Origin of the sequence: Dyadobacter sp. CECT 9275 (assembly GCF_907164905.1) — a bacterium.
Taxonomy (GTDB): Bacteria; Bacteroidota; Bacteroidia; order Cytophagales; family Spirosomataceae; genus Dyadobacter; species Dyadobacter helix.
The window spans coordinates 616879-643869 of record NZ_CAJRAF010000002.1 but is presented as its reverse complement, the minus strand read 5'-3'; the positions used below and the strand labels follow the sequence as shown (position 1 = coordinate 643869).

Genomic DNA, 26991 nt, shown 5'->3' with positions numbered 1-26991 from the left:
ATTTATCCAATGAAAGAAAAACCTTTGCTTCTATTATTGTTATGTTTTGGATTGTGGCTTAGTCAGGACACCTTTGCTGGCAACTCCCGGATTGCAGCCGGAAAATGGGAAGACAGAGAAATAGTATTATACGTTTCCCCCAAAGGTTCTGATAGCGGTGAGGGTACCAAAAAGTCTCCTTTAAAAACATTGGAAGGAGCCAGGCAACGGGTGCGTAAGTTGCGTACAGTGAACCGTGACAGGCCGGTTAAAGTATTTGTGGGCGGGGGAGTATATGCGCTGGAAAAGCCGGTATTGTTTGCTGCGGAAGATTCCGGAAGCGAAAATGCCCCCGTCGTTTATGAGGCTGAAAAGAACCAGCAACCTGTTTTTTCGGGGAGCAGGAAACTGAAAAGCTGGAAGGTCCTTCAAAATAAGGAAATGTTAAAAAAGCTCGATCCGGCTGTAAATGGCAAGGTGTATGTGACTGATCTTAGGGAAGCCGGTATCTCGGAGTTTGGAGATGCCACCGACCTGGGCCTCCGGCCTGAGCTTTTCCTGAGTGGTCAGGTGCAGACACTTGCCCGCTGGCCCAATACGGGGCTCACTAAGGCAGGAAAGGTAATGGGCAAGACGGCACTGCCAGCAACCTATGTGGCTAAAAGAGGTACAAAAGAAGGCGATTTCGAATATCTGGATCAGCGCCAGGATCGCTGGGCCCTGGAAAGTGATGTGCGGCTGGGAGGCTACTGGTACTGGGACTGGAGCGAGGAGTTTCAAAAAGTTTCGCATATAGATACCCTGGAAAAAGGCATCCACATCCGTGAGCCTTACCACGGGTATGGTTATAAAGACAGCCTCCGTTACTTTGGATTAAACCTCTTTTGCGAAATTGATACACCCGGAGAATGGTACCTGGACAGGCTTACCGGGCTGCTGTACTGGTATCCGCCCACCGGTGTGAATCCTTCCAGGGCGGAGGTAAGTCTGTCGGTTTTCTCTGCCCCCTTTATGATAGAAATGCAGCATTGTACCAACTTGTCTTTGCGTGGCCTGGCTTTTGAAGAAGGCAGGGGAAGTGCCATAAGGATCAGGCAAAGTAACAATTGCCTTATTTCCGATTGCCGGGTCGAAAGGTTTGGTAAGGATGGTATTCATGTGGAAGAAGGGAGCGGTATCGGTATAGCTGGTTGTCTGCTCAGGACGCTGGGTTGCGGAGGTATGAAGGTGAAAGGAGGTGATCGTAAGACACTTGTCCCTGCCGGTCATTTTGTGGAACATACAGTAGTCGAAAATTTTTCGCTTTTCAAGCGAACATATCAGCCCGCAGTATATATAGAAGGCTGTGGCATGCGGCTTAGTCATAACCGTTTCCGTTATTCTTCCTCGTCCGCCGTCCGGCTGGAAGGCAATGATATTGTACTGGAATATAACCAGGTGAGCCACGTCGTCAATGAGTCGGATGACCAGGGCGGGCTGGATGTCTTTTATAATCCCGGTTACCGGGGAAACATTGTGAGGTATAACCACTGGGCTCATATTGCAGGTGGAACCCGGCATGGGGCAGCGGGGGTAAGGCTGGATGACATGATTTCCGGGTTCACCATCTACGGTAATATTTTTGAGCAATGCGGTGCACGTGATTTTGGGGCTGTACAGATACACGGAGGCAAAGATAACCGCGTGGAAAACAACCTGTTTTTTAAATGCCCTGCGGGCGTTAGTTTTTCGACCTGGGGTACTAAGCGGTGGCTGGAAACGCTGGATTCTCCGGTCATACAGAAGAAATTATATGAGGAGGTTGATATTCGCTCAGAATTGTACCAAACGAGATATCCTGATCTGAAAGGGATCCGTGACAATGCCGATGTGAACACCGTGGTCAACAATCTGCTGGTTGATTGTGAAAAGGTTTTTTTCAGGGATAAGGCCATTCAGATACAATCCAATAATACCTCTGTTAAAAGTGATGGGAAGGAACTGGGTACGTTTTGTGACAGCGGTTATCTGAAAGCCACAGGATTGCAACCCATTCCTTATGCAGAGATGGGGCCAAAGGGGAACCGGTGGGTCATAGACTAACCAGCACCTTGTTTTATGATAAACCCATTTTTGATAGAAACTAAAACAGATATAGGGATCAGCGGATGGCAGCAAAGGTTGTTCCCCCCATTTTTACATAAATGATTTTCAGGAAAAATTTATGAAATCAAACAGCAACGCGATGTCTTTTTTGAGATTGTCAGATATTATGATGAAAACATCCCAGGCGTATATGAGGATATTGTTATTTTTACTTGCGACACTTGCGGCCCGACCTTCCGAGGCTGTCTCATCCGGTCGGGCGCAGACCGTGGACCAATGGGTCCTGGCTAATTTCGCCAAAGGGAAAGTACCGCCGTTCTCATTCGTATACGGCGGGAGGGATTCACGGCTTTTCATTGGTAAATGGAAATTCAAAGCTGAAAAGGCCGTTACCACCGGCCCTGTAACCGACTATGTTTTTACTTACACCGAACCCGGTCAGGGCCTGGTAGTGAAATGCAATGTTACCGGCTTTAATGATTTTCAGGCCGTAGAGTGGGTACTCGAGATAAGCAATAACGCAGCTGCCAATGCTCCTTTGCTGGAAAAGGTATACGTACTGGATCAGTCTTTTGGGTATGCTCAAAACGGGAAATTTACCTTGCACTATGCGTCAGCCTCTGATGCAAAAAAGTCGGATTTTGCGGCCATTGACAGTACGATTCATCCCGGCAGGAATATTTACCTGACAACAGGAGGGGGCCGCTCTTCGGACCGGGGCGCCATGCCTTTTTTCAATATCAGCACTCCCGACCAAAAGGGAATGATGGCGGCCATCGGATGGACGGGCAAATGGTTTGCGGATATCAATCTGAACGCCTCGAAAAAACTGTTGCTGAAATCGGGAATGGAGAGGATGAAACTGAGGTTGTTCCCCCAGGAAAAAATCCGTACGCCCCGCGTGAGCCTGCTGTTTTGGGAAGGTGCCGACAGGTTGATAGGGAACAATCTTTTCAGGCAGTTCATGCTGGCGCACCATTCCCGAAAAATCAATGGGAAGTTTGCGGAATATCCCCTCTCGGGAGGTTTTAACTGGGGTGATCCGCCTCCTTGCAACGAGTATAGCTGCCTTACAGAGGATTATGCCATTTCTTTGGTAAAAAGATACAAGCAGTTTGGAATTGTTCCGGAGGTCTTTTGGCTGGATGCCGGGTGGTATACCGGCTGCGGCATGGGCGAAAACGGACAATGGTGGCAGAATGTCGGGAACTGGTCTGTTGACAAGGAGCGTTTTCCGAATGGTCTCAAACCCGTTTCGGACGCGGTTCATGCGGTGGGTGCTAAATTTATGGTGTGGTTTGAACCTGAGCGCGTGCATAAAGGGACGCAGATAGAGAAAGAACATCCTGAGTTTTTGCTCTCTTATCCCAAAAAAGCGGATCGGCTGTTTAATCTGGGTAATCCGGCGGCGCGTATCTGGATGACCGACTACATCAGCGATCTGATCAAAAAAGAAGGTATCGATTATTACCGGCAGGATTTTAACATGGATCCCATGCCTTACTGGGAACAGGCTGATGCACCCGACCGGACAGGAATGACGGAAATTAGGCATATCGAAGGTTTGTATGCCTACTGGGACAGTTTGCTGGTGCGTTTTCCTGAACTGCTGATAGATAACTGCGCCAGCGGTGGCCGTCGGATTGACCTGGAAACTACCTCAAGAAGTGCGCCCTTGTGGCGTACCGACTATCATTATGGCGAGCCGAACGGCTATCAGAGTCATTCTTATGGACTTAATTTTTTCTTGCCGTTACACGGTACCGGGGTATTTGCCAAAACCGACCCGTTAACTTTCAGGTCGAGCCTGAGCAGTGCGCTGGTTCTTAATTGGAAAATCACCGGTAGCGAGGTGACCATTCCTGAAATGCAGCGGTCGGTCAGGGATTTTAAACGGCTTAGGCCATTTTATTATGGCGACTACTATCCGCTTACAGGCATTGGGGACAATACCGGCGACGATGTCTGGCTGGCTTATCAAATGCACCGGCCCGGTTCTCAGGATGGGATCGTGGTAGGGTTCCGGCGCTCAGGAAATCAGCAGGAGACCATACTTGTTAAACCTGGCGGCCTGCAGGCCGACGCGAACTACGAATGGTGGAATGAAGATACCGGAGAGAAAAAGATTATTAAAGGTGCAGACCTGAGCAAAGGCATCCCGTTGCAAATTAAAACCAGGCCGGGATCTGCTTTGATCAGTTACAAAAAAGTTGACTGATCGGGTAGTTTTAGATTCGGGTCGGGGAAAACCGGATAATAAAATTTCATGAGACAAATGGAAAGGTACCTGTTGGATTCTGAAGTTGTGAAGTACTTTTGCCAGGTACTGATTCCTCAGGGGACAATAGCAAAGAACTTTAACATTCAACGGATTTACTTTATTAAAATACTCATCGGATATGACAGCTTTAATGAATGCCATCAATAAAAATAATATTTCGCTCGTGGAACAGCTCATTCAGAACGGGGCGGATGTGGATGAGCTGGATTCAAACCACGATGCCCCGCTGGTTATTGCTGCTTACAAGGGATACAACCAGATCGTTAAATTGCTCCTCGAAGCGGGTGCGGATGTCCGTGCCGTTGATCCGGGAATGAAAGCCACTGCGCTCCATGCGGCTGCTTATGCAGGCCGCACCGAAGCCGCCCGGCTCCTGATAGAATATCATATTGACATCAACAAACAAGGTCCCTATAACGGTTACACCGCCCTTCACGATGCGATCTGGCAGGATAACGTGGAAATCGTAAAATTGCTGTTGGCAGCCAACGCGGATTTACATTTGCTTTCAAACGACGGAAAATCCCCGCTGGATTTCGCCAGATCCAAAAACCGTAAAGAAATCATAGGCCTGATTCAGCAAAAGCTGGGAAAATAAACTGCTGGTAAATAGGCAGGATAGTGGCCAGAGTTATTATTCTGACAGATCTTCCTGTACTGATACCGGGTATCCTGTACCTGGGTGATGACAACAGCCACATGACCGGCAGGGGAAATGCCTTACCTTCTTTTCCGGCTTAAACCGCTGTATTCATAGGCAGCTGGATAATAAAAGCGGTACCTGAATGGCCGTCGCTTTCATAGTGTATTGTGCCACCGTGGGCTTCTACGATCTGTTTGGTGATGGACAAGCCCAGGCCAAAGGATTCCTCCCCGGCAGTACCATTCCTTTTAGATCGGGTAAAGGCATCGAATATTTTGTTTCCGGATTCCGGAGGTATTCCTATTCCTTCGTCCCGGACGGTGAGGGTAGCGTACTGCGGGCTTGTTTGGATGGATAAATAAATTTTGCTTCCGGAGGGGCTGAATTTGAGCGCGTTGGAAATCAGATTGCTAACTACCCGCCACATTTTCTCATAATTGATCCGGAGAATGACCGGTTTGAGGTCAAGCATAATTTCCTGCTGTTTCTGTGAGGCCCTAATCGCCAGCATATCAGCACATTGCTGTGCCAGATCCTGAAGATTTACATCCTCCCTATTGAAATTTGTTTCAGGTGTACTGTTCATGTGGAGCAGGTTGCCAACCAGGTTAAGGGAGTTGTTTCCCGCATCTTTGATCAGTTTCAGCAGTTCCCGGTCTCCGTCTGAACGATGGTCGTCGAGCAGCATAATGTCAGCCACCGACGCCATGGCTCCGATAGGATTCCTGAGGTCATGGGCAACGATTTTCATGAGCTTCGAATTCTCAAGCTGGCTGTTTTCCAGTGCGGATAACGCCTGCTGCATCTGGTTGTTGACAGCCGTAAGATTTCTGACGTTGGTTCGCGAACGATGATAGTATAGCCAGATCACCAGCGAAAGTGATAAAGCCATTGCCAGTACGGTAGACAACCCGATGACGTATGTTGTTTTCAATTGACTATCTTTTTCCAGCAGCGACAGCTTGTATTTCTGATCCTGCTCCCTGAGTACCTGATCCATGTCTACCTCCTTTATTCCCTTCTGCAGGTGATCAAGCGAGTCGCGGTAAGTATGGTATTTATTGGAGAACCGATAGGCAGCTACGATATCACCGGTTTTATCGTAATACAGCCATTTCAGATGGTACCAGTTTTCCCAGATATCAGCATGTGCAATGCTTTTGCCTCTTCCTGATGACAGGTCTGCTCCGAGTTGGTCTAGCAAGTTGCTGGCTTTGGATAATAAATTGTGGTCTATATACAAACGGATGAGTTTGAGTTTGGCCGTCTGCGCATCTTCTATTCCAAACCCGGGGCGGTCGTTGAGGCTGATGTTGGTAAGCAAGTGCTTTTCGGCTTCATCAAACCGGCCCATCTGGGCGTACACGCCACCCAGATTCCCTTCCACCACAGCACGTGCCATGGTCATGAAATTCTGTTTATTCGGATATAATTTCTGATTTGAAATAATAAAATGAATCGCACGATTGTAATATTTTACGGCAGAGTCAGGCATGTTGGACTTCTGAAAACACAGGGCTGTTGTATTGAGGATGCTCTGTGCATGGATAAATTTAATCTCAAACGACGGATTGTCGCACGATTCAATTTCCTGAAAGGCCTGTCTCAGGTAAGGAATGGCCGCTGTGTACTGCTCCTGTTTGTATCGGATAATCCCCAGGGCGTTACTGAATTCACTCAAACTGCAATTCTCAAGGTGGGCTCTTGCAAAGTTTCTTCCCTGATAGTAAATCTGGAAGGCCTGGTTATATTTTTTCTCTTCCTGCAGCAAACCGGCCATTAGGAAAAGAGAATGTGAATATTCCTCCTCGTATCGGCCAGGTACCTTTTTCAGGACCAGCAGCATACTGTCAACATACATCCTTCTTTTTTGCAGGTCACGTTCATAGTGGGTGTAGTAACCTACCTTTAAATTATATTTTTTCCAAAGATCAGTGATCCCCGGATCAGAAAGTGTGGCATAGGACGAATCAAGATATCGGATAGCCGAAGCAGGTTCGGTGCCGCTCATCAGATTCAGGGAGTGTTCTGCAACCGTATCCGCCCACGCCACATGATCTCTGCCAGCATTCCCTGTGTTTTTGCAAGAAGTTGATATCCATAAACCAGTTAAAAAAAGATAAAAGAAGAATTTCAACATAAAACGAATGATAGAGGAGTTCTGTCTGGATTTACAATAGCTGTGTATTCGGGATTAAAGTAAAATAAATTTGTAATAAGTACTACGTAAAATGATGACTTATTTATACAATAGTTGGTACTCTGTGGAGGTATCCCCGGGTAATTGCTGGGATGTGACTTTTAATTCAGCATTTTTTTAAATTTTATTAGCATGCAAGCAATACCCGGCATCAGGTATCTTGTTAGGGCATGTCGGCATAAATGGCTGATTTAAAACGGCTGCTGCCTGACGTGAAAGCCGGAAGATGAAATATTGAACCGTGTCTGGAACCGATCATTCCTTGTTTCGTCCAGATGGATGCGTTGGCATTGGGTGGATTCATAATTTTTTAATTATTAAATTTTTTTAAATAATTCTATTTTTGTGAATTGCGAACGAGATAGTCTTAAGCTATGACAGCCCTTTCAAATGCATCCACGGATCATGATCTCTTCAGGCAACTGGGGACCGGGGACAGTTTGGCAGCATTTGATCTATTGTTTGAACGTTACTGGAAAAAGCTCTACGCCATTGCCTACGTCCGCCTGAAGAGTGACCAGGAAGCTCAGGACTGTGTTCAGGAAGTATTTGTGAATCTCTGGGCTAAAAAGGGAGATATTGTTACACCCCTTTCTATTCAGGCTTATCTTTTCACGGCGGTCAGGAATAAAGTTTACAATCAGCTCCACGCCCGCCAGATCCGGGATAAGCATTATATTCAGTATCTTAAAGAAGTATCTTCCGTTCAGCCTAACTTTGGCGGGGGACTGGAAGAAGAGGAACTCAATGTGATTATTGAGGCAGAAATAGCGGGCATGCCAGATCAGATGCGTAAGATTTATATGCTGAGCCGGGATGAGAACCTGTCGGGGGTGGAAATTGCGGGGATGTTGAATTTATCGCATCAGACGGTTCGTAATCAGATCAGTACAGCATTAAAAAGAATCAGGGAAAGGATAGCCTATTACCAGCTTTAAAAAAAATTGCACGACGGTATAGTACATCCGGGCCTGGTGTTTGTCATGTGAGCAAACGGAATTAAATGCTTTCGGAAAGGATTCTCGAATTATTAAGGAAAAGACGTGAGGGGACCTGCAGTTCTTTGGAATTACAGGAGCTTGATGACTGGTATGCATCCTTTGATCATCTGGAATCTGAAACTGAAAAAGCGCTTTTTAATGATCTTGCTGAGGAAGAATTAATAAAGTTCTCGATCAGGACAGGGATAGATGCACAGTTGGCCCAGTCATCGGCAGACCCGGAAGGGGAAATGTTGGTAGTTCGTCCGCTTCATCCTGTCAGGAAATGGTGGAAGCAGTTTCTGGCGGCTTGCGTGGTGATCTTGCTGATCGGAGGTATCACTTTTTATAAAAATCCATTCCTGTCAGGAGCAATAACCGTTTCGACAAAAGCCGACGAAATTACCCGGCTGGTATTGCCAGACAGCTCGGTGGTGTGGCTGAAAGCAGGGAGCCGTATCCGCTATAACCGTAAAATGCGTACAGGGCCTGCTAGGGAGCTGTTTTTGGAAGGTGAAGGCTTCTTTGATATTGCGCATCATCCGTCAAGACCATTTATAGTACACACCAGTTTCCTGCATATCAAAGTGCTGGGAACCATATTTAATGTTCGCTCCAATAGCCAGGATCAGGAGGTGGAAACCACGCTTTTCAAAGGAAGCGTACGAATAGATCAAAAGGATAACACCACTGGCCCTGTAACCCTGTTACCCAACCAAAGGGCTGTTTACTCCAAAGGGAGCGGGCTGCTAAAGGTAAGCAATTTGTCCTCCGAAAAGGCAATAGATAAGAAAGAGATACCCAAGCCTGGAGTATCCATGGTTTTTGACGAAAAACCTTTTGAAGACCTTTTGGCTCACATGGAGCAAAAGTTTGGCGTCAGGATTTATATACATAACCGTTCCCTTCTGAGATGCTCCGTAACCGCTGATCTGGAAAAGGAAAGCCTGACCGAAATATTGAATTTATTGAAAATAAGTTACGGTATCAGCTACTCCATATATGGCAGGGAGCTGTTTATCGAAGGCACCATTTGTAAATAAGTAATTTGCTAATTTTAACCTGACAGGCGTATGTAAGGCTTCTGAAAGTATAGTAAGCGCCGATCGTGCTACCCACACGACCGGCGCCTTGTAACCCTCGGGAGTGAAGGTTACAGTTCAAAAGTGTTTCATTAAAAACAAACAAAAATATGAAAAGAACCCGATACCTTATCGAGAATAATTCATCGTGGCCTGTCAATAAGGTTTTTTCTTGCCTGACGCCGCTTTCATCCAAGATCATGGCTACATTTTTATTCCTTTCACTTGCCTTTGTTTCCCAGTTGGTGCAGGGAGCCGTTTCGGGTAGCGAACCCAAACGGATTTTTCTCATCAAGGAGGGCATCTTTCTTCAGGATGCGCTCAGGGAAGTCGAAAAACAAACGGAATACCGTTTTTTCTATGATCACCACCAGGTGAATACCAAAACCCGAGTAAGTGTTAATCTGAATAAGGTGACCATTGACGAGGCGCTCGCGCAGCTTTTTCAACACACCAACATCGGCTACCGTATTAACGGTCGGCAGATATTGCTAAGCCCGCAGATCAAAGCAAAGGAAACGAGTAGTGTCACTACGCCGCGTGAAATGCAGCTCATACCGGCGGCGGCTGAATTTACGGTGAAAGGGACAGTGAAAACTTCCACGAATGAAATACTGCCGGGAGTGAGTATTGTACTTAAAGGTACCAGCAGAGGTACCACCACCAACAGCGAGGGGCAATTTGAGTTGGCTATTCCCAGTGGTACGGGCACATTGGTATTCTCTTACATCGGTTATTCAACGCAGGAAGTGGAGGTAGGCAGCCGGTCGGAGCTGAATGTGGTGATGGCGGAAAACAAGCAGTCTCTGGAGGAAATTGTGGTCATAGGTTTTGGCACACAAAAAAAGGTGGATGTCACAGGTTCCATTTCAACCATTTCTGCTGAAAAAGTCAATCAGGGCTTCAATCAGTCGGTTTCTCATGCCCTGCAAGGCCGCGCCTCCGGGGTAACGGTTATCCAGAATTCCGGAGAGCCGGGTTCCGGGGTAGAGATCAGGATCAGAGGAGCAGGTTCTATCAATGATAACAGCCCGCTTTACGTGGTGGACGGGATCATCTCCTCGATCGGAGGCCTTAACCCAGCGGATATCGAAAGTATTTCTATACTGAAAGATGCAGCATCGGCGGCTATTTATGGATCCAGGGGTGCAAATGGTGTGGTGATCGTAACTACCAAGAAAGGTAAGCGCGATCAGAAAACAACGGTAAGTTATAATACCAGCCAGGGTTTGCAGCAAGCCTGGAAGATGCCGGAGTCACTCACCGCTGCGGAGAGAAATACCATCCATACGGAAGCTTTAAGAAATGACGGAACTCCTACATCAGAAACGATATGGGATTATTATACCAATCCTGACAACGCCGTAACGAGGACCGACTGGTTTAAGGAGGTATTCAGGCCGGCTTATATCTCCACACATGACCTGGCCATCAGAGGAGGTTCGGGCAAATCCAACTACTCGTTCAGTTTGGGTTATCTGGACAACAATGGTATTGTCATGAATACCAGCAACCAGCGTTACAATGTCCGTTTCAACAGCCAGCACGAGATAGCCAAAAACCTGACTTTCGGTGAAAATATTTCAATGGTTATCTCTAAACAGAAAGCGGCGGATCTGAGAGGTGCTTACAATGGTGTATTGAGTTCGGCTTTGTTCAATATGCGGAATACGCCTGTATGGGAAGACAAAGCCAACCAGATTTACGGTTCTCCTTCGGGTGATTTTCCTAATCCCGTTGCCTCGCTGAACAGCCGCGATAACGTAAACAAGGGTACCACAATCGGAGGTAATGCTTATCTGGAGTACAAGTTTTTGAATATGTTTACCATTAAATCGGATCTGGCTTATAACTGGGGTTTTGGTAAAAACAAAAATTTTACCGCCATTGCTTTGGGCGGCGGGAGAGGGCTTACCGAAAACAGTTTGTCGGAAACCTACATTACCAACAGCTCCTGGATATGGAACAACGTACTGAGCGTGGACAAAACGATTGGTGAACATCACATCGCCGGGCTTATCGGTATGTCGGCGGAAGAAGGTATCACTGAAAGAACCGAAACAGGAACTGCTAAAAACTTCAGTAACCAGGATCCGGTTCTTCGCTATTTTAATAATGCGGGTACTTTCCCGAACCATCCCACCGGCTCGGCGGAGGACTATTCTCTGCAGGGATATTTCGCCCGAGTGAGTTATGAGTTTGCAGACAAGTATCTGCTGGCGGCCAACATCCGGCGAGACGGCTCGTCCAAATTCGCTCCTGACAAGCGTTGGGGCGTGTTCCCCTCGGTATCCGGTGGCTGGCGTATTTCGGGTGAGAAATTTTTTGATCCTCTGAAAAAAGTGGTTTCCGACCTGAAGATCAGGGCCAGCTGGGGACAGCTGGGAAATGACAAGATTCCTAATTATCAGTTCTATAGCACGGTAAGTACCGTTGGCTCACCAACACTTAACGGCTCTGCGTTTACGGCGGTGGCCCAGAACCGCATGGCAAATACAACCATTCAATGGGAGAAAACCACGCAGACAGACATAGGAATTGACCTGGAATTAATGAACAGCCGGCTTTTGTTCACAGCCGACTATTACGATAAAAAGACAACCGACATCTTGGTGCGTGTGCCTCTGGTATCCTCTTATGGAGTGGGGGAAGCGCCTTACCGCAATGCCGGAGAGGTATCCAACAAAGGATATGAGTTCAGCCTGACCTACCGGAGCGAACCCGGCAGCAAGCTCGGATACGAAATAACCGGTAATGTGGCGCATGTCAAAAACAAGCTTGTGACGCTGGGTGTATCCGGAGCCAAGGAAATATTTACTTCGGATTATAAAAATACTCAGGTTGGGCGGATTGCTGAAGGAGAGCCTATCGGGCATTTTTACGTCCTGAATGCCCTCGGTATTTTTCAGTCTCAGAGCGAAGTGAATAATTACAAAAACGGGGAAGGAAACCTGATTCAGCCCCTGGCCGTAGCTGGTGACGTGAAGTTTCAGGATGTAAACGGAGATGGGGTGATCAGCGCGAAGGACCGGATCAATGCGGGTAATAGTTTTCCCCTGCTTACCTATTCGTTAAATGTGGCGGCCAACTACGGAGGATTCGACCTGAGCATGCTTTGGTCTGGTAGCCAGGGTAACAAAATATTCAATGGTTTAAAACTGGGCGGAACGTTTATGCAGGGAAGTACCTACAACAACAGCCCGGAAATACTGGATCGCTGGACGCCTGAGTCTCCAAGTAACTCTGTACCGCGGGTCACCATCAAGGACCTGAACAGCAACAAAACCTATAGTACACTTTACGTAGAAGATGGCAGCTTTTTCAGGATGAAGTACCTCACGCTGGGTTATACCTTTGGGGGCAAACTGAAGAAAACGGGAATCAGTAAGCTCAGGGTATTTACCACCTTCCAGAACCTGATCACACTGACAAAATATACCGGTTTCGATCCTGAAATTGGAGCTGATGTGGATAATTCGAGCAATATGTATGGTGTAGACAGGGGAACTTACCCGCAGGCAAAAGCCTATATTTTAGGTTTAAACTTTAATTTTTAATCAGACATACCTATGAAAAAATATATAATCATCCTTTCAGTAGTTACTTTGCTGGGTTCTTGCTCAGAGGGTTTTCTTGATAAAGACCCGCACGAATTCACAGATGCGGTTTTCTGGAAAACGGCAGCTCAGGCGGAGTCGGCGCTGGCCGGGGTTTATACACCTTTGCAGGATGAAGAGGCGCTGGGCGGAGAAGAATGGTGTGGTATGGAAGCATTCAGTGACATTGGTTATATGAATGATAATTATTCGGATTTTATTGCAATGAGCGAGTTCAGGGCGGTACAGAATACCGAAAATGACCTGAGCCTCAATAGTTACAAGTCTTATTACAAGGTAATCAAACGGGCCAATGATGTACTGGCTCATGTGCCTGGAATCAGTATGGACGAGGCACAGAAGAAAAGGATTCTGGGTGAAGCCAATTTTCTGCTGGCGTTCGCTTATTTTAATGAAGTGGTGCGTTACGGAGGAGTACCATTGTATGATCCTAATAATGTAGAATCGTCTCTGGTCCGTGCCACCGAAGAACAGATTTGGGCAGCTATAGAAGCCAGTCTTGTCCAGGCTACGAGCCAGCTTGCCTACGAACATGAAGAAGGGCGGCCCGGCCTTGGTGCCGCCTGGGGCTTACTGGCCAAGGTATATGCCTATGAAAAAAAATGGACAGAATGTAAGAACGCTGCCGAGCAGGTGATTAATTCGGGCAAACATGTTTTGTATCCTGTTTATTCGGACCTCTTCACACTGGAACACGACAACGAGAGTGAAAACCTGTGGGTACTTGGGGCAAGGCTGGGAGAATATCCGATTACCAGCATTTTGTACCTTCCCAATAACGTTTGGGGCGGTACCCACGAGGAAGAACTGGGTGCGGGCTGGCGGCTGGTAAGTGCTACCAACAGCTTTTACGATTCCTATCAGCCTCTTGATAAACGCAAAGCCGCTACGGTAGCCAAACGGGATGTAGATAAGGTCACCTATAACGGTTCTACAGATCTGCTCAAAGCGCCTAACAACCAGTCGGCGGTGGTATGTATCAAGTACATGCAGCCCTATGCCGCTGCTTACACCTCTTGGTCACCGGGGTTGAGTATTCCGGCATTACGCTATGCGGATGTTCTGTTAATTCATGCAGAAGCGATGATGAACCTCAATGGCGGCGGCCCCGACAAAAGAACGGTTGGCGTTGCAGCCGCAGCCGCTTCATTGAACCTGGTGCGTTCCCGCGCCGGACTGGCAGCTATTAACGCTCCAACATTTAACGACCTGATGTATGAACGAAAAATGGAACTTGCCTTTGAAGGAGGCGGGCGTCATTTTGACCTGGTAAGGTGGGGACTGGCCGCAGAGGTATACAACAATCTGCCAGCCGAAGGTACCTATAAACCAAAACGCACATTTGTGCCGGCCACGCACCGGTTGCTTCCTTTTCCGCAGCAGGAAATTGACAACAGCAACGGATCTTTAAAGCAGAATGCGGGATACCATTGAAAATCCTTGTTGACTTTTAGCAGAACAGGGTGGCCCGAAAGGCTGCCCTGTTCTGCTTTAGCGTGCTGGCTGAATTGATCCGTTCGGAATTTCAAATTGTGAAATACTTATAATTATTTTCACTGGTACGGTGAGAGATGTTTTTTTATGCCTTGTTGAGAACAGATCTATATTAAGAATATGAGGCAGAAGGATGAAACGCGGCTTTGGCTGTCATACAGGGAAGCTTTCGGTGTTATTGCCCAACAGTATTATAAGGCAATGCTGCGGTATAGAATGAAATTCCGGGTGGATTCAGAAAGCGCTACTGAAGCTCCGTGCCAAATGGAAGGCTGCGCTTACAATCTGTCTGCTTTCCTATCGCGTTGCCTCCTGGTTTTATACTAATGCATGAAATTTTAAGCTTTTTTTAAATTTTTTTCAGTTTCAAGGGTATATTTCATTTTTGTATTCATAATATCATAGAAAGCGATTGAGCCGAAAGAATCAATCCTTGTCATCCGCGTGGCATGAAGCCGTGGAAACAAAAAACTTTCTATAGAAGAATTTAATACCATTGTAGATTTTCTGGAAAACGAACGTTTCAGACTGTGGCAAAACACAGGATGCCGACTCAGGGGAGTTTACCCCTGGAAATACGCAACACCAGTGCCCAGCCGCTGCTGGTTAACCTGCCAGACAATTCCTCCGTATTGCTCACCACCAACAGCTCACTTGAATATATCCAGGACCCGGCCAAATTTAACCGTAATGTAAAGCCTGGTCTGGAAATTTTCTACGGTATAGAAACCCGTGCACCCCAAAACGGTGCCTGCCTGGTAGAAGCAGCCACAGGCAAGATCATCTGGGGGTTTGACAAGAAAACATTTCACGTGCATGGTCAGGGGATGATCGGGGATATTGATCCTGAACATCCTGGTATCGAATGTTATGCAGGTGAAGCCAAAGGCGGTTTTGAGTTTTCCTTTATTCCGCTGATGGCAAAAGGCTTTTGGATAAAAAGGAAGTAATGGAAGGTAACCTGGCGCCACGTGCGTTGTGGTGAGATGCTGACGATCTTAAGGAAATCAATATCAATCGGAAGTTATTTAAATATAAGGGAGATACCTGCAGCACATTGAAGGTAAGACTTTACTGGTAGCAGACATCATAGGCGACAGGCGTGAGGAAATCATTGTCAGCCTTACCGGCGAACTCAGGATCTATTCAACCAATATTCCCGCGGCAGACCGTAAAACTTGCCTCATGCAGGACAGGTAATATCGGATGGGGGTGGCGGATGGCTCCTCAGGATATTATTATCCGGCGCAGTTAGCTATGAAAAAAGAAGATTAAATTGTGAATTGATAAAACACAGTAAAAATCCGATAACCTGTTAATCCAAAACAAATGAGATATTCCTATGATATAAAGCTGTCTCAGATAAAGGTCAGCGCTTTACAGTATCTTTTAATGGCAGTGATCTGCCTGAGTTCATACGCTACAAACGGCCAGAGCGTGGCCTTTCCTGGAGCTGTCGGCTGGGCGGCGGATACCCCCGGCGGCAGGGGCGGCGCGATTATCCGGGTTACAAATCTCAATGCCGACGGGCCAGGATCATTCCAGGAGGCCATAAAAACTGCCGGAAAACGGATCGTGGTTTTCGAAGTCGGTGGGGTCATTGATCTGAAAGGGAAAGTGCTGAGAGTTAATGAACCCTTTCTGACCATTGCGGGGCAAACTGCCCCGTCGCCGGGTATTACGTTTATTGACGGAGGGATCGGTATCAGAACCCATGATGTGATCGTACAGCATATCCGGATACGGACGGGCGCTTCGCGGCACAAAGTGGGAGAATGGGAGCCCGATGGCATGGCTACGATCAGCGCCTACAATGTGATCATCGACCACTGTTCCATGACCTGGGCGGTGGATGAAAACTGCTCCCCGTCAGGCCCGCGGTTTAACGGAAAAACACCGGATGAATGGCGCAAGGGTACTTCTCACCGGATTACGCTGAGCAATAATATTATTGCCGAAGGCCTCAGCCATTCGACCCATATAAAGGGAGAGCATTCCAAAGGTACGCTGGTGCACGACAATGCCGACGAGATCATGATATACGGGAATCTGTATGCGAGCAATCAGGACCGGAACGCGCTGTTCAAAGGTGGTGCCAGGGGTGTGTATGCCAACAACTACATTCATAACCCTGGCAAAAATGCTGTTCGTTACGGATTGGTGGATCAGGAATGGGAGGGGTATCCGCATGAAACCGGAAAAATATCCATTGTCGGGAATATGATGCAGCACGGGCCGAGCTCTTCCGATATGCCGCTTTTGTATATGGGAAACGGGCCCTGCGAAGCCTATATGGAAGACAACATCGCCAAAAAACTGGATGGTACTGATGCAAGGATGTTTACTGGTGACAGCGCAAAACTGGTAAAAACCAAACCGATATGGTTTAACGGACTGAAATTAATGAAGGCCGGCCAATTGAAGGAATATGTAGAAAAAAACGCTGGTGCGAGGCCTTGGGACAGAGATTTGCATGACAAGCGTATTGTGAAGGAAATGTTAACCCTGAAAGGCAGGATCATTGATTCGGAGCAGGAAGTGGGTGGATATCCCGAATACAAACCTACTGCTCAGAAATTTGACAGCAATGCCTGGAATCTGAACAGCATGGTCCGTAAGTAATGGCAGTCCGCTGAATGCAACTTTGTATGGCTATTGTCCTGCTGGAGTGTTAGCTTTATAAAATAAACCGGGGCATACAACCTGTGTTACATTTGTTTTGACGATGAAGATGGACAGACGAAAGTTTCTCGAAGCCAGTTCACTGGCTGCCTTATATGGATTACTGCCGGTAGCTGATTGCCCTAGATATGGTTTGCCAGCACAGGCTACCGTACCGGTAAGGGCAATCACAGGTGGAAAGGGTTTTCATTGGTTCGGTTATTACGACAAACTTCAGTTTGATCTCACAGGCCGTTACGTACTGGGTATGGAAGTCGGGTTTGAAGGACGTACACCAACGGGTGACGACGTCGTGAAGATAGGGGTGATCGACCTGAAAAAGAATGATCAATGGCGTACCATTGGTGAAAGCCGGTCGTGGGGCTGGCAGCAGGGGTGTATGCTGCAATGGATACCCGGATCAAAACATGAGGTGATCTGGAATGACCGGGAAGGGGATCATTTTGTCAGCAGGGTTTATAATATTAAAACAGGCAAAAGCAGAACCTTGTCCAAGGCCGTTTACGCGCTGAGCCCGGACGGGAAATGGGCGATCGGGACAGAATTTTCAAGGATACAAAACCTGAGGCCCGGGTATGGTTATGCAGGAATAGCGGATCCTTATGAAGAAGTGAAAGCGCCAAAAGAGATCGGTCTGTACAAAATGGATCTTCGGAGTGGAGAAACCTCCCTTTTATTTTCGCTGGCAGACCTTGCCGCTATTCCTCACAATGGAGAGTCGGTGGTGGATAACTTTCATTGGTTCAATCATTTATTGGTCAATACCGATGGTTCGAGGTTTACGTTTCTTCACAGGTGGAGGCCTTTCCGGACCGACAGGCAGACCATGGCTAAGGGTGGTTTTGTAACCAGGATGTTTACGGCTTCTGCCGACGGAAGTGATCTTTATTGCGTAGATCCCTCCGGTTTTACGTCCCATTTTATATGGCGGGATCCGCAGCATATCTGCGCTTTTACCAAACCTGCCGGCGGTGAATCAGGATTTTATGTCATTAAGGATAAAACGCTGGGATATGAACGGATCGGGAAGGAAAAGATGCCGGTAAACGGGCATCAGACCTACCTGCCGGTGGGTAACAAGCAGGACTGGCTGCTGAATGATACTTACGCGCAGGGGAAAAACCGCCTTCAGACGCCTTATCTGTACCACATTCCCACTGACAAACGCATAGAGCTAGGACAGTTTAAGTCACCGGTGGAATATGCCGGTGAATGGCGCTGCGATCTTCATCCGCGTTACAGCCCTGACGGAACAAAGGTCATCATCGATTCTACCCATGAAGATAAAGGCCGGCAAATGTATCTGCTTGATATTTCCGGACTTACCTGATCTGGGTTTTGAGAGTGAACATCTTGTTTTTAACTGTTAAGAAATTTGAAATACTTATTTATACTGGGATTTTTACTGTCAGGAATGCAGCATATTTCGCTACGTGCTCCTGGAAATCCTGTTTTGGAAAGTAACCCACGGGCTGACTCGCTGGCTGTTGCAATGAACAGCGCCCGGGACGTATCCTGGTCCAGGTTTTATCGGGAACGTATCCAGCAATGGTATTTTTTATCTCCAGGCCGCCTACTGGAAAGCACGGCTAGGCGGTGAGCGGTAGGCGGTATGCAGTAAGCAGTGAACTGTTCACTGCTTACTGCATACTGCTTACCGTAAACTCACTTCCAAGAACTACTTCCCCGCTGTGGCTATCTCCCTGATCGCCCTGACCAGCTTATCCAGCTCCTGCAAACTGGTATAGACATGAGGTGTTACACGTACGCAGCTAACATTCTCGTATTCAATTGGTACGGTATGTATTTTATATTGGTTGAACAAAGCTCTTTCCAGTTTTGCAGGACTAATCCCATCGATACTTACTCCACAGATTGCACAGGAGTAAGCTGCTTTCAGAGATGTTCTGATTTTTACTTTGGGAATATTGATCACCTGCTCGGCCCAGTAATTTTTAAGATACCTGACACGCTCTTCTTTTCGCTTGTTCCCGATAGCCATCTGGAAATTAATGGCTTCGCCAATCCCTTGCTCGATCGGGAAACTGCGTGTGCCCAGTGTCTCAAATTTTCGAATATTTGTACCGCGGGGATCACCATTGGCCAGTAAGGGCCAGATTTTTGATATTTTATCCTGCCTGATCCACAGCATACCACTTCCGATAGGTGCACTTAGAAATTTGTGCAGGGAAGTAGCGAAATAATCACAACCGAGATCCGGGATTTTGAAGTCGAGCAGGGCGAATGAGTGTGCTCCGTCACACACCACTTCCAAACCATGGCGATGTGCCATGTCACTGATCTTTCTTACAGGCAGGATTTGTCCCACCCAATTGATCACGTGCGTTACATGAATGATTTTAGTCTTTGATGTAATGGCATTTTCAAAAGCAGCAACGATCTGATCGTCATCCTCGACCGGGAAGTTGAAGCTTAGCTGCTTATACACGATACCGTCACGTAAGGCCCGTTGTTTCCAAGCATTCATGTGGTTTGGATAATCCAGCTTGCAACCGATCACCTCGTCTCCGGCTTTAAGGTCCAGCCCTAAAATCACGGTATTCAAAGACTCCGTGGCATTTCTGTTGATCACAATCTCTTCTTTACTGCACCCGCCCAGTTCAGCTAGTTTTTCACGGAGGGGTTCCCGGCCTTGATCAAGTATTTCCCACATAAAGTAGGAAGGGCCTTCATTCGTTAGTTTGTTGTAACGTTCAACGGCTTCCTGCACAACGCGGGGCGCAGGACTAACCCCGCCGTTGTTCAGGTTGATAAGATTAGGGCTTACCGTGTAAGCCTGCCGGATCAGGCTCCAGTAGTCTTCATCGGTAGCAACACGGGCGGGCGACAGATGCCCGACCATGCTGTTGGCAGAGGCTATCTCCGCAGCATGCAGTTGATCGAACAAACTGCTCGCGGAAAAAGCACCGGCCATGAAGCCCAATTGTTGTAAGAATTGTTTACGTCCTGACATGGTATTTTTTGATAGAAAATAGAAGCGTTACAGAAACGCCGGCAAATCACTTATTAGAGCGTATGGAATTGGTCTGTATTAATTTCCCTTTCCGTAATCAGGAGATTTTTTATCAAACCAGATTCTCTCGGCATTGAGTTTAGCTATGGTGAAATCGTTGGGCGTGAAACCCTGCTCCAGCATGGCCGCATTCCAGTTGGCACTATTAACCTGTCCGGGATCAAGTGTCCACCATCTCCTTGGGAGTATATCTGCTACGGCCTCACGTGGTAGTAAAGTTGAATTGAATTTTGGATAACCTGTGCGGCGTGCCAGCGTAAATGCCTCATTAGGTTCTCTGTAAAAATTCAGAAGTGACTGAATATATATTTTTTCGAGATCGTTGGTTCCATCGAATTTCACCTTTGGATTGGCCAGGTGTATGTCAATCAGTGCATCGATATTTGAGTAGGATGTGGAACCGGCGGCAACCGCAATGTCATTCATGGTCTTTACCGAAGCACGGACGCCCTTGTTGTACCACTCGGCTGCGCTTCCTTTGGTATTGATCCCGGTGCCATAGCCTTTCTGAACGAACTCTGATATCTGAAGACAAACTTCTGCATAAGAAAACAATACATCCATGACGGTACCAGCCCCTCTGTCGACGGTTGGGGCGAAGAATTTGCGGTTTACAGTTGATATGAGCTGATATCTGTTGGAACCACCTCCGTTAAACGGATTGACGAAATAGGTACTTACCGACGGATTGGACTGAAAGTCTGCCGGGCCACCCTGATACATGACATTAGGGTCGGCAACGTTTACCCATGACGGCAATGTCCTGTTGTATTTGGCAAGGGTATCTTTAAAACTGCCGGTCAGAGAATTTTTATCGTAATAAATCCCAAGGCGCGGATCGGCGGAGGATTTCAGAAACGCTATGGCCGTCCCGACTGCAAAGTGACGGCTGTAGATATCAATGTTGTACCCATCGACGCCGAAAGGATAATAGGCAGGATTTAAATGAACCAATTGATCGGCCGAGGAGCTGAAAGGACCTACGGCGTCTGCCATCACTTCTTTGAATATCTGAGTTGCCTTGGCTACATCCTGATTCTGGTATCTGGCGGCAATTCTAAGTTTCAAAGAATTGGCAAGTTTTATCCATCTGGTAACATCTCCTCCAAAAAAAACGTCATTATTTCCCAGCGACACCTGATTGGCTGTGGCCTTTTCAAGCGTGGCAATCGCATCCGACAATTCCTTCAGCCACACTGTATATAGAGCTTCCTGGCTGTCATACTTAGGATTATACTTGCCTTCGTCCCGGCCCTTGTTGGCCTCGGTGTAGGGCATGGAGCCATTCATATCACTGACCTTCAAAGCCATCATTACCTGTGGTATATAGGTAATGGCGTTAATCTGCTCGAACTTCTCTTTGTCGGTTTTCAGCGAGATCAGTCTTCTGATCTCCACCAGATTAGGAAGTACACTGGAATAAAAAAGGTTGTAGCGACCATTTACAGCAGTTGTTGACACCGCATAACTCTGTCCTGTCACCAATTGAGTTGCCGACAAAAAATGGGTGAAACCTTCGTTCCAGAATTCTGCCCCGCGGGAAGTTTGCATGGGTACCAGAGATGAGGTAAAAAGCAGCCTCACGTCTACGTCAGAAACAATATTCGGATTCACATTTACTGTTTCGAAATCTTTGGTGCAGGAGTTTGTAAACAAGCCGGCAAATACCGCTGTTAGGATATATAAAATATTCTTTCTCATTTCAAATCATTTAAATATTTATGATAACCAAAAGATTATTACAACTGAACCTTTAAAGACCCGCCCAACGATCTGATCATCGGCAAAAAGCCTTCTTCCCCTACGGCCGATGTCAAATTGGAATTTAACGAGGCAGGGTTTAAATCAAAAGGTAAGGAGTTATAAATGTATCCCAGATCCCTGCCTATGAGACTGATCGAAATCCCGCTGACCTTCATTTTTGCAGCGACGCTTTTAGGAAGATTATAAGATAACATAACCTGCCGGAGCGCTATCCAACTGCTTTTGACGATCCAAAAATCCGATACCCCGGTTGAAGAAGAAGCGTAACGGTAATAAAACTGAGGTGCATGGGTGGGCTCAACCAATCCGGCTGCGTAGGCCTCTTTGAAAGTCATCCCTCCCACATCTGCGCTGCTTCCGTCAGGTAAGGTTACCTTTTGCCCTTTTGCAAATACCCCGTCAATGATCATCCCGTCATCATACGTAATTCCATCATATTTGCTTGTCCAGGTAATTCCGCCGTGTTCGGCATCTCTCCCGAAAAGTGTATTGGGCAGTACTCCTGTGTGGGTTCCGGACCTGATGGAAGACATAGCCATGTCGCCTCCGATTTTGGCATCAAACAACACATTCAGAGACCAGCTCTTGTAGGATATGTCGTTTGAGAATCCGCCTCTGAACCTGGCATTGATGTTGCCGATATCCTGATACTTGTTGCTCCGCTGAGGAAAGGCTGCGCGGGCATCATTCCGCCATGCAAGTACAGTCATGCCGGTTCTTGGATCAGCATTGTTTTCAGCGTTAACGTATTTCAGCGATTGCGTGGTGGAACGGATGGTCCCATACGATTTCCCTACAACTGCCCAGGAACTAGCATCAAAAGCAGCCCCGCCCAGGAAAAAGTCTGTTCTTCCTTCTGCCAGTGAGACAATTAAATTCTTATTTCTCGAAAACGTAAGACGGGAATTCCACAAGAAATTCTTGGTCTGAACCGGGCGTCCGTCCAGAGAAATTTCAATACCTCTGTTCTGAATATTACCCGCATTGATCTTAACCCCGGAAACCCCTGTTTCAATCGGTGTGGAGATATCTACAATTTGATTGTAGGTATTGTCCTGATACAAGGTCAGATCAAAACCTATACGGTTTTTCATGAAACGAGCTTCTATTCCTACTTCCGTGGAAATTTTCCTTTCGGGTTTCAGTTTGCTTGACAATGTGGTACTGGAGCTGAATTCAGCCCGTGTGGGTTCACCTGGCAGCCCTATTACCTTCGCTGCAAATTTGTAACCGGGATTAATCACAAAAGGATCGGTGTCTTTACCCAGTGCAGCAACATTGGCCCTTAACTTGGCAAAGGTAATGACGGCCGGAAGATTAAAAGTTTCCGATGCAATCCACGAAAGGCTTGCAGAAGGGTAATTGTAAAAATTATTTCCGGTTCCGTCTTTATAGGTCAGTGCGGAAGACCAGTCGCCACGCCACGTTGTAGCCAGGTAGAGTTGGTTTTTATAATCAAAATCGGCACTTGCATAAACCGAATTGATCTTCTTATTGTAATTTATACCTCCTGTTACAATCGGTGAGTTTACTGAATTGGCGATGAAATAATTACCGGGAACCATCAGCCCGCCTGAGGTGGTGCCTTGTGCAAAGGAACTCTTGGTGTTGTACATTTCACCCCCTATAAAACCACTGAACCCTAAGTCTTTCGCTATAGTAATGTTATTGAACATCAGAATGCCTTTGATAAAACTGCTCTCCTTTTTCGACTGGTTGATCGTGTAAGATCCTCCGCTAAAATCTGTAAACTGACCCAGTGCCTTGTTCTCGTATTTGCCATAATTGTTATTCATGTTACCTTCTACAACGAGTTTAGCCCATTTGGCGAGGTCGGCGTTGACGGCAAATCGTCCGATGAAGTTTCGGCCCTCCATGGTTGCGACGGTATTGTGCATGTTAAACCAAAACTCCGGTGCCATCACTTTGTTGGGTTCGAGCGGATTGGTTCCTCTTGGGGACCCTCCGTATACCTGACTGGTATATTTTGATTTCTGATTCCAGTATTTGGTATCATAGTTACGCGGGAACATCCAGGTGTAGGCAACACCCCAGTTATCTCCCGCAAACGTATCGGTGTAGGGGGCCCACGCCAGATTTTGCGGATTGGTGTTATTCGTTGAAGTATATCCGGCCGTAAGGTCGGTACCAAGCCACTTGGCCAGTTGATGAGTAATCCTTAAATTAAAATTATTACGCTCCATCTTGTTTCCCACAGAGATACCAGTCTGTCCGTCGCGGGTAGCTGCAAACCGATAGGTGGTTTTATCCCCGGCACCTGAAAATGCAAAGCTCGTTGTACTTAAGGTACCGTTCCGGAAGGCATCCAGATAGTTGTTGGGGACAGCCTTATACTCTGTCCAGGTGCCATCATAGTTACGGACTTTCTGGTTGGCAAAACGTGGGCCCCAGTTTTCATTTTCGCGGTTAATTGCAGGATCAATGTAGGGTTCGTTGGTGATCGGATCTACCGGGAACACTTTTGTGGTCCACATCTGATTTGGCTGATAGTTGGGATCACGTGCATCTGTGAAAAATGCCCCAACACTGCCTCCGCCAAATTCATTTTGAAATTCGGGACCTTTGTAAGGATTATAAACCATGAAGTTTTGCGAAAAATCAATACCGATTCTGTCCGATTTAATACCCTTCTTGGTTGTGATCAGTACCACACCATTAATGGCTCTTGAGCCATATTAGTGGGTATTTCGGAGAAGTTGACCACCTGATTCCGTGGCAAATTGACCACCTAATTAACTGGCGGCCGGTAGTAGAAAATGCTAGTAGAAGCGATTCAAAATTAGTAAATAAAAGTTATAATTATTCGTAGCTGGTTTCGAGCTCCGTTTTTCGTTTTCTTCTCATTGATTCCCCCTTTAATTCAACCCGGTGTGCATCATGTACTATACGATCTAAAATGGCATCAGCAATGGTTTTTTCTCCTATTACTTCATGCCATTTGCTAACAGGCAACTGAGAAGTAATTATCAGGGATGTTTTTCCGTGCCTGTCTTCTATGATTTCCATCAGTGCTGCCCGGCTCTGGGCATCGAACGGCTGGATACCAAAGTCGTCCAGGATAAGAAGTTGTTGCCGTTCTATTTTTGTAATTTCTTTGATATAGGATCCATCCGCCTTGGCCATTTTGAGTTTGGCAAACAATTTGGGAGTACTGGCATACATTACGCGGTAGCCAAGTATACATGCCTGATGACCAATCGCAGATGCTACATAGCTTTTACCGATTCCGGTACTGCCTGTGATCAGTAGGTTTTCATTTCGGCCAATAAAGGAGCATTCTGCTAGGCGCATGATCTGATTACGGTCAATACTTCTATCAGCATGATAGTGGATATTTTCGACCATGGCCTTATAGCGGAACCGTGCGTACAAGATCTGGCGTTCGACCCGACGGTTATTTCTGTCATCCCATTCAGCGTCAACTAGATGAGCTAAAAGCTCATCCGCCGTGTAATCATTAGTCTTTCCACTTTCCAGGCTACTTTTAAAGGCATGGAACATGCCGTAAAATTTTAGCTTGCGTAACTTTTCCAAAGTGTTTGTGTTCATTTTTATTAATTGTTTAAAGGATTATTGATAATAGTCTTCGCCTCTGATATTATCGTGTTTGGGCATGGGTAATTCGTCTGCAAACAGGCTGTCTTCATATTGATCCATATTTTTTTCCAGTATAGTCTGGATTGTTTTATAGTTGTAGATACCATAGCTTAAAGCCCTTTGGCACGCGCTGATCAGGCGTTGTTCACCAGCTTTCTTCGCAAAAGAGAGGATACCAATACAGGAGCGGTAGGCCTGTTCGGGATGCTGTTTGCGATCCAGGATTTTAAGAATATACAACCTGACATCTTCATGGATCGAGGAAGCCCACTCCAAGAATCGATCTGGTGTCCAGTCTGTTACGAAGCGGTGTGTACTGGCCAGATGTTCTTTATCGGTAGAATAATTATAGGGACTTTTAAGCCTTTTATGAAGGGCGATACGTTCGTAATGATAATATGCTTCAACCACAGAATTGGAATACAACAACTTGACTTTCTTGCCGATAAACCGGTATGGGACACTATAATAGTGCTTGTCAACGCTCAGGCAGACATGTCCGTTCTTCATTACAGTGGCATGTAGCTGTTTTTTGAACTCATAATGCAGGATCGGAAGCGGGGCCAGAGCACTGCGCTCAATTTCTTCAAACTGGAGTCTGCGACTGTAATTACGGCCCCGAAGCAGTTGGTTATTATGAGCCTCGAGAGCAATCAATATAGCTGCGTTTAACTCTGTCAGTGAGTTGTAAACCTGCTTTCTTAAAGGCGCATAAATACGGCTGTAAACGATTTTGACAGCACCTTCCACCAACGCCTTATCTCTTGGCCGGTAAGCGCGTGCAGGTAATATCGTAGTCCCATAATGATCAGCAAAATCGGCAAAGGCCTCGTTCAGCGTAGGTTCGTATTTATTGCTTTTTATAACAGCAGCTTTAAGGTTATCCGGAACAATTGCTGCCGGCACACCACCGATATAATGAAGTGCATTCTCGCAAGCTGCGATCAGATCTTCTTTTTGCTGGCTACTGACTGCTTCCACGTAAGTGAGTTGACTCGCTCCCAGGATAGCCACAAACACTTCAACCTCAGTTAATTCACCAGTCTCTTTATCTACAATACTTAATTTAACACCTGCAAAATCGATGTACAGCTTATCGCCGGCCTTATGGTCCTGATGCATCACAGGGTTAACGCGGGCCTTCCATTTGGTCAGATGAAAGCAAAACTGGGTATAAGCAAATCCTTCCGGAAATTCCTTTTTATAGGCTTCCCAAAGCATATGACGGGTAACACCTGTCCGTTTTAATTCTTTGTCTATTTGCGGAAAACAACGTTGCAGATTCAACAATCTGTCTTGCGGTGGCTGCTGTTTAACCGTTCCGAAAAAGTCATCCAGCTCTTTATCATTCAGGCTGTTGATCTGTTCAAAGGTAAGTCCGCTCGCATCAAAAGTGGTCATGTACTTCTTAGCGGTATTGCGGGAAACACCTGTCTGTTCCGCTATCCAGAGCTTGCTGCGGCCCTGGCTGTACATCCGTAAAATCTGTCTTATTTTGCTCATGCTGATTGTCGAATTGGCCATACCTTTTA

The 26991-nt window shown here is 46.6% G+C and carries 18 protein-coding genes; 11 read left to right on the top strand and 7 right to left on the bottom strand.

What is annotated here, in order from left to right:
* Window positions 1–9 precede the first annotated feature (9 nt).
* The 3 genes from KOE27_RS10805 (at window position 10) to KOE27_RS10795 (ending at window position 4943) form a co-directional block, all read left to right on the top strand.
* Window positions 10–2061, top strand: a complete 2052-nt coding sequence (locus tag KOE27_RS10805; RefSeq protein WP_215238896.1) for a right-handed parallel beta-helix repeat-containing protein — start codon at window positions 10–12, stop codon at window positions 2059–2061.
* 121 nt (window positions 2062–2182) lie between these two features.
* Window positions 2183–4282 (top strand): glycoside hydrolase family 36 protein, encoded by a 2100-nt coding sequence (locus tag KOE27_RS10800; protein WP_215238895.1) that lies wholly within the window; start codon window positions 2183–2185, stop codon window positions 4280–4282.
* A 181-nt stretch (window positions 4283–4463) separates the two neighbouring features.
* Window positions 4464–4943: an ankyrin repeat domain-containing protein gene (locus KOE27_RS10795; RefSeq protein WP_215238894.1), complete on the top strand. Its 480-nt coding sequence runs from the start codon at window positions 4464–4466 to the stop codon at window positions 4941–4943.
* A gap of 139 nt (window positions 4944–5082) precedes the next feature.
* Here KOE27_RS10795 and KOE27_RS10790 read toward each other — a convergent pair whose 3' ends face one another.
* Both KOE27_RS10790 and KOE27_RS10785 read right to left on the bottom strand, forming a co-directional pair.
* The gene (locus KOE27_RS10790; RefSeq protein WP_215238893.1) at window positions 5083–7128 is read right to left on the bottom strand and encodes a tetratricopeptide repeat-containing sensor histidine kinase; all 2046 of its coding nucleotides are present in this window, start codon (window positions 7126–7128) and stop codon (window positions 5083–5085) included.
* A gap of 223 nt (window positions 7129–7351) precedes the next feature.
* Complete coding sequence (locus KOE27_RS10785; protein ID WP_215238892.1) at window positions 7352–7492, bottom strand: hypothetical protein; 141 nt, start codon at window positions 7490–7492, stop codon at window positions 7352–7354.
* Between the two features lie 70 nt (window positions 7493–7562).
* Here KOE27_RS10785 and KOE27_RS10780 point away from each other — a divergent pair, with 70 nt between their 5' ends.
* From KOE27_RS10780 to KOE27_RS10745, 8 genes are all read left to right on the top strand, one after another.
* Window positions 7563–8126: an RNA polymerase sigma-70 factor gene (locus KOE27_RS10780; protein WP_215238891.1), complete on the top strand. Its 564-nt coding sequence runs from the start codon at window positions 7563–7565 to the stop codon at window positions 8124–8126.
* Between the two features lie 65 nt (window positions 8127–8191).
* A complete protein-coding gene (locus KOE27_RS10775; protein ID WP_215238890.1) occupies window positions 8192–9211 on the top strand; it encodes a FecR family protein in 1020 nt (339 codons plus the stop codon).
* Between the two features lie 149 nt (window positions 9212–9360).
* Complete coding sequence (locus KOE27_RS10770; RefSeq protein ID WP_215238889.1) at window positions 9361–12807, top strand: TonB-dependent receptor; 3447 nt, start codon at window positions 9361–9363, stop codon at window positions 12805–12807.
* A gap of 12 nt (window positions 12808–12819) precedes the next feature.
* Complete coding sequence (locus tag KOE27_RS10765; protein ID WP_215238888.1) at window positions 12820–14301, top strand: RagB/SusD family nutrient uptake outer membrane protein; 1482 nt, start codon at window positions 12820–12822, stop codon at window positions 14299–14301.
* Between the two features lie 590 nt (window positions 14302–14891).
* Window positions 14892–15311 carry a rhamnogalacturonan lyase family protein gene (locus tag KOE27_RS10760; RefSeq protein ID WP_215238887.1) on the top strand — a complete coding sequence of 140 codons (420 nt, stop codon included), beginning with the start codon at window positions 14892–14894 and terminating at the stop codon, window positions 15309–15311.
* Window positions 15312–15690: 379 nt separating this feature from the next.
* Entirely contained in the window at window positions 15691–16983 is a 1293-nt protein-coding gene (locus KOE27_RS10755; protein ID WP_215238886.1) for a pectate lyase family protein, read from the top strand.
* Between the two features lie 109 nt (window positions 16984–17092).
* Window positions 17093–18373 carry a hypothetical protein gene (locus tag KOE27_RS10750; RefSeq protein WP_215238885.1) on the top strand — a complete coding sequence of 427 codons (1281 nt, stop codon included), beginning with the start codon at window positions 17093–17095 and terminating at the stop codon, window positions 18371–18373.
* 45 nt (window positions 18374–18418) lie between these two features.
* Entirely contained in the window at window positions 18419–18643 is a 225-nt protein-coding gene (locus tag KOE27_RS10745) for a hypothetical protein (RefSeq protein WP_215238884.1), read from the top strand.
* Between the two features lie 78 nt (window positions 18644–18721).
* Here the strand turns inward: KOE27_RS10745 and KOE27_RS10740 are convergent, their stop codons facing one another.
* From KOE27_RS10740 to istA, 5 genes are all read right to left on the bottom strand, one after another.
* Window positions 18722–20017, bottom strand: a complete 1296-nt coding sequence (locus KOE27_RS10740) for an aminotransferase class V-fold PLP-dependent enzyme (RefSeq protein ID WP_215238883.1) — start codon at window positions 20015–20017, stop codon at window positions 18722–18724.
* 78 nt (window positions 20018–20095) lie between these two features.
* On the bottom strand, window positions 20096–21778 hold the full coding sequence (locus KOE27_RS10735) for a SusD/RagB family nutrient-binding outer membrane lipoprotein (RefSeq protein ID WP_215238882.1): 1683 nt from the start codon (window positions 21776–21778) through the stop codon (window positions 20096–20098).
* 38 nt (window positions 21779–21816) lie between these two features.
* Window positions 21817–24513 (bottom strand): SusC/RagA family TonB-linked outer membrane protein, encoded by a 2697-nt coding sequence (locus tag KOE27_RS10730; protein WP_215238881.1) that lies wholly within the window; start codon window positions 24511–24513, stop codon window positions 21817–21819.
* Window positions 24514–24661: 148 nt separating this feature from the next.
* Entirely contained in the window at window positions 24662–25411 is a 750-nt protein-coding gene (gene istB, locus KOE27_RS10725) for an IS21-like element helper ATPase IstB (RefSeq protein ID WP_215236847.1), read from the bottom strand.
* Between the two features lie 21 nt (window positions 25412–25432).
* Window positions 25433–26983, bottom strand: coding sequence for an IS21 family transposase (gene istA, locus KOE27_RS10720; protein ID WP_215236846.1), 1551 nt, complete (start codon window positions 26981–26983; stop codon window positions 25433–25435).
* Window positions 26984–26991 lie beyond the last annotated feature (8 nt).

Bases quoted from the DNA above. Each gene is read 5' to 3' on its own strand.
- KOE27_RS10775 (WP_215238890.1), top strand. From the start codon at position 8,192: ATGCTTTCGGAAAGGATTCTCGAATTATTAAGGAAAAGACGTGAGGGG.
- KOE27_RS10800 (WP_215238895.1), top strand. From the start codon at position 2,183: ATGAAATCAAACAGCAACGCGATGTCTTTTTTGAGATTGTCAGATATT.
- istA (WP_215236846.1), bottom strand. From the start codon at position 26,983: ATGGCCAATTCGACAATCAGCATGAGCAAAATAAGACAGATTTTACGG.
- KOE27_RS10755 (WP_215238886.1), top strand. From the start codon at position 15,691: ATGAGATATTCCTATGATATAAAGCTGTCTCAGATAAAGGTCAGCGCT.
- KOE27_RS10805 (WP_215238896.1), top strand. From the start codon at position 10: ATGAAAGAAAAACCTTTGCTTCTATTATTGTTATGTTTTGGATTGTGG.
- KOE27_RS10795 (WP_215238894.1), top strand. From the start codon at position 4,464: ATGACAGCTTTAATGAATGCCATCAATAAAAATAATATTTCGCTCGTG.
- KOE27_RS10735 (WP_215238882.1), bottom strand. From the start codon at position 21,778: ATGAGAAAGAATATTTTATATATCCTAACAGCGGTATTTGCCGGCTTG.
- KOE27_RS10750 (WP_215238885.1), top strand. From the start codon at position 17,093: ATGGACAGACGAAAGTTTCTCGAAGCCAGTTCACTGGCTGCCTTATAT.
- KOE27_RS10785 (WP_215238892.1), bottom strand. From the start codon at position 7,492: ATGAATCCACCCAATGCCAACGCATCCATCTGGACGAAACAAGGAATG.
- KOE27_RS10765 (WP_215238888.1), top strand. From the start codon at position 12,820: ATGAAAAAATATATAATCATCCTTTCAGTAGTTACTTTGCTGGGTTCT.
- istB (WP_215236847.1), bottom strand. From the start codon at position 25,411: ATGAACACAAACACTTTGGAAAAGTTACGCAAGCTAAAATTTTACGGC.
- KOE27_RS10740 (WP_215238883.1), bottom strand. From the start codon at position 20,017: ATGTCAGGACGTAAACAATTCTTACAACAATTGGGCTTCATGGCCGGT.
- KOE27_RS10780 (WP_215238891.1), top strand. From the start codon at position 7,563: ATGACAGCCCTTTCAAATGCATCCACGGATCATGATCTCTTCAGGCAA.
- KOE27_RS10790 (WP_215238893.1), bottom strand. From the start codon at position 7,128: ATGTTGAAATTCTTCTTTTATCTTTTTTTAACTGGTTTATGGATATCA.
- KOE27_RS10770 (WP_215238889.1), top strand. From the start codon at position 9,361: ATGAAAAGAACCCGATACCTTATCGAGAATAATTCATCGTGGCCTGTC.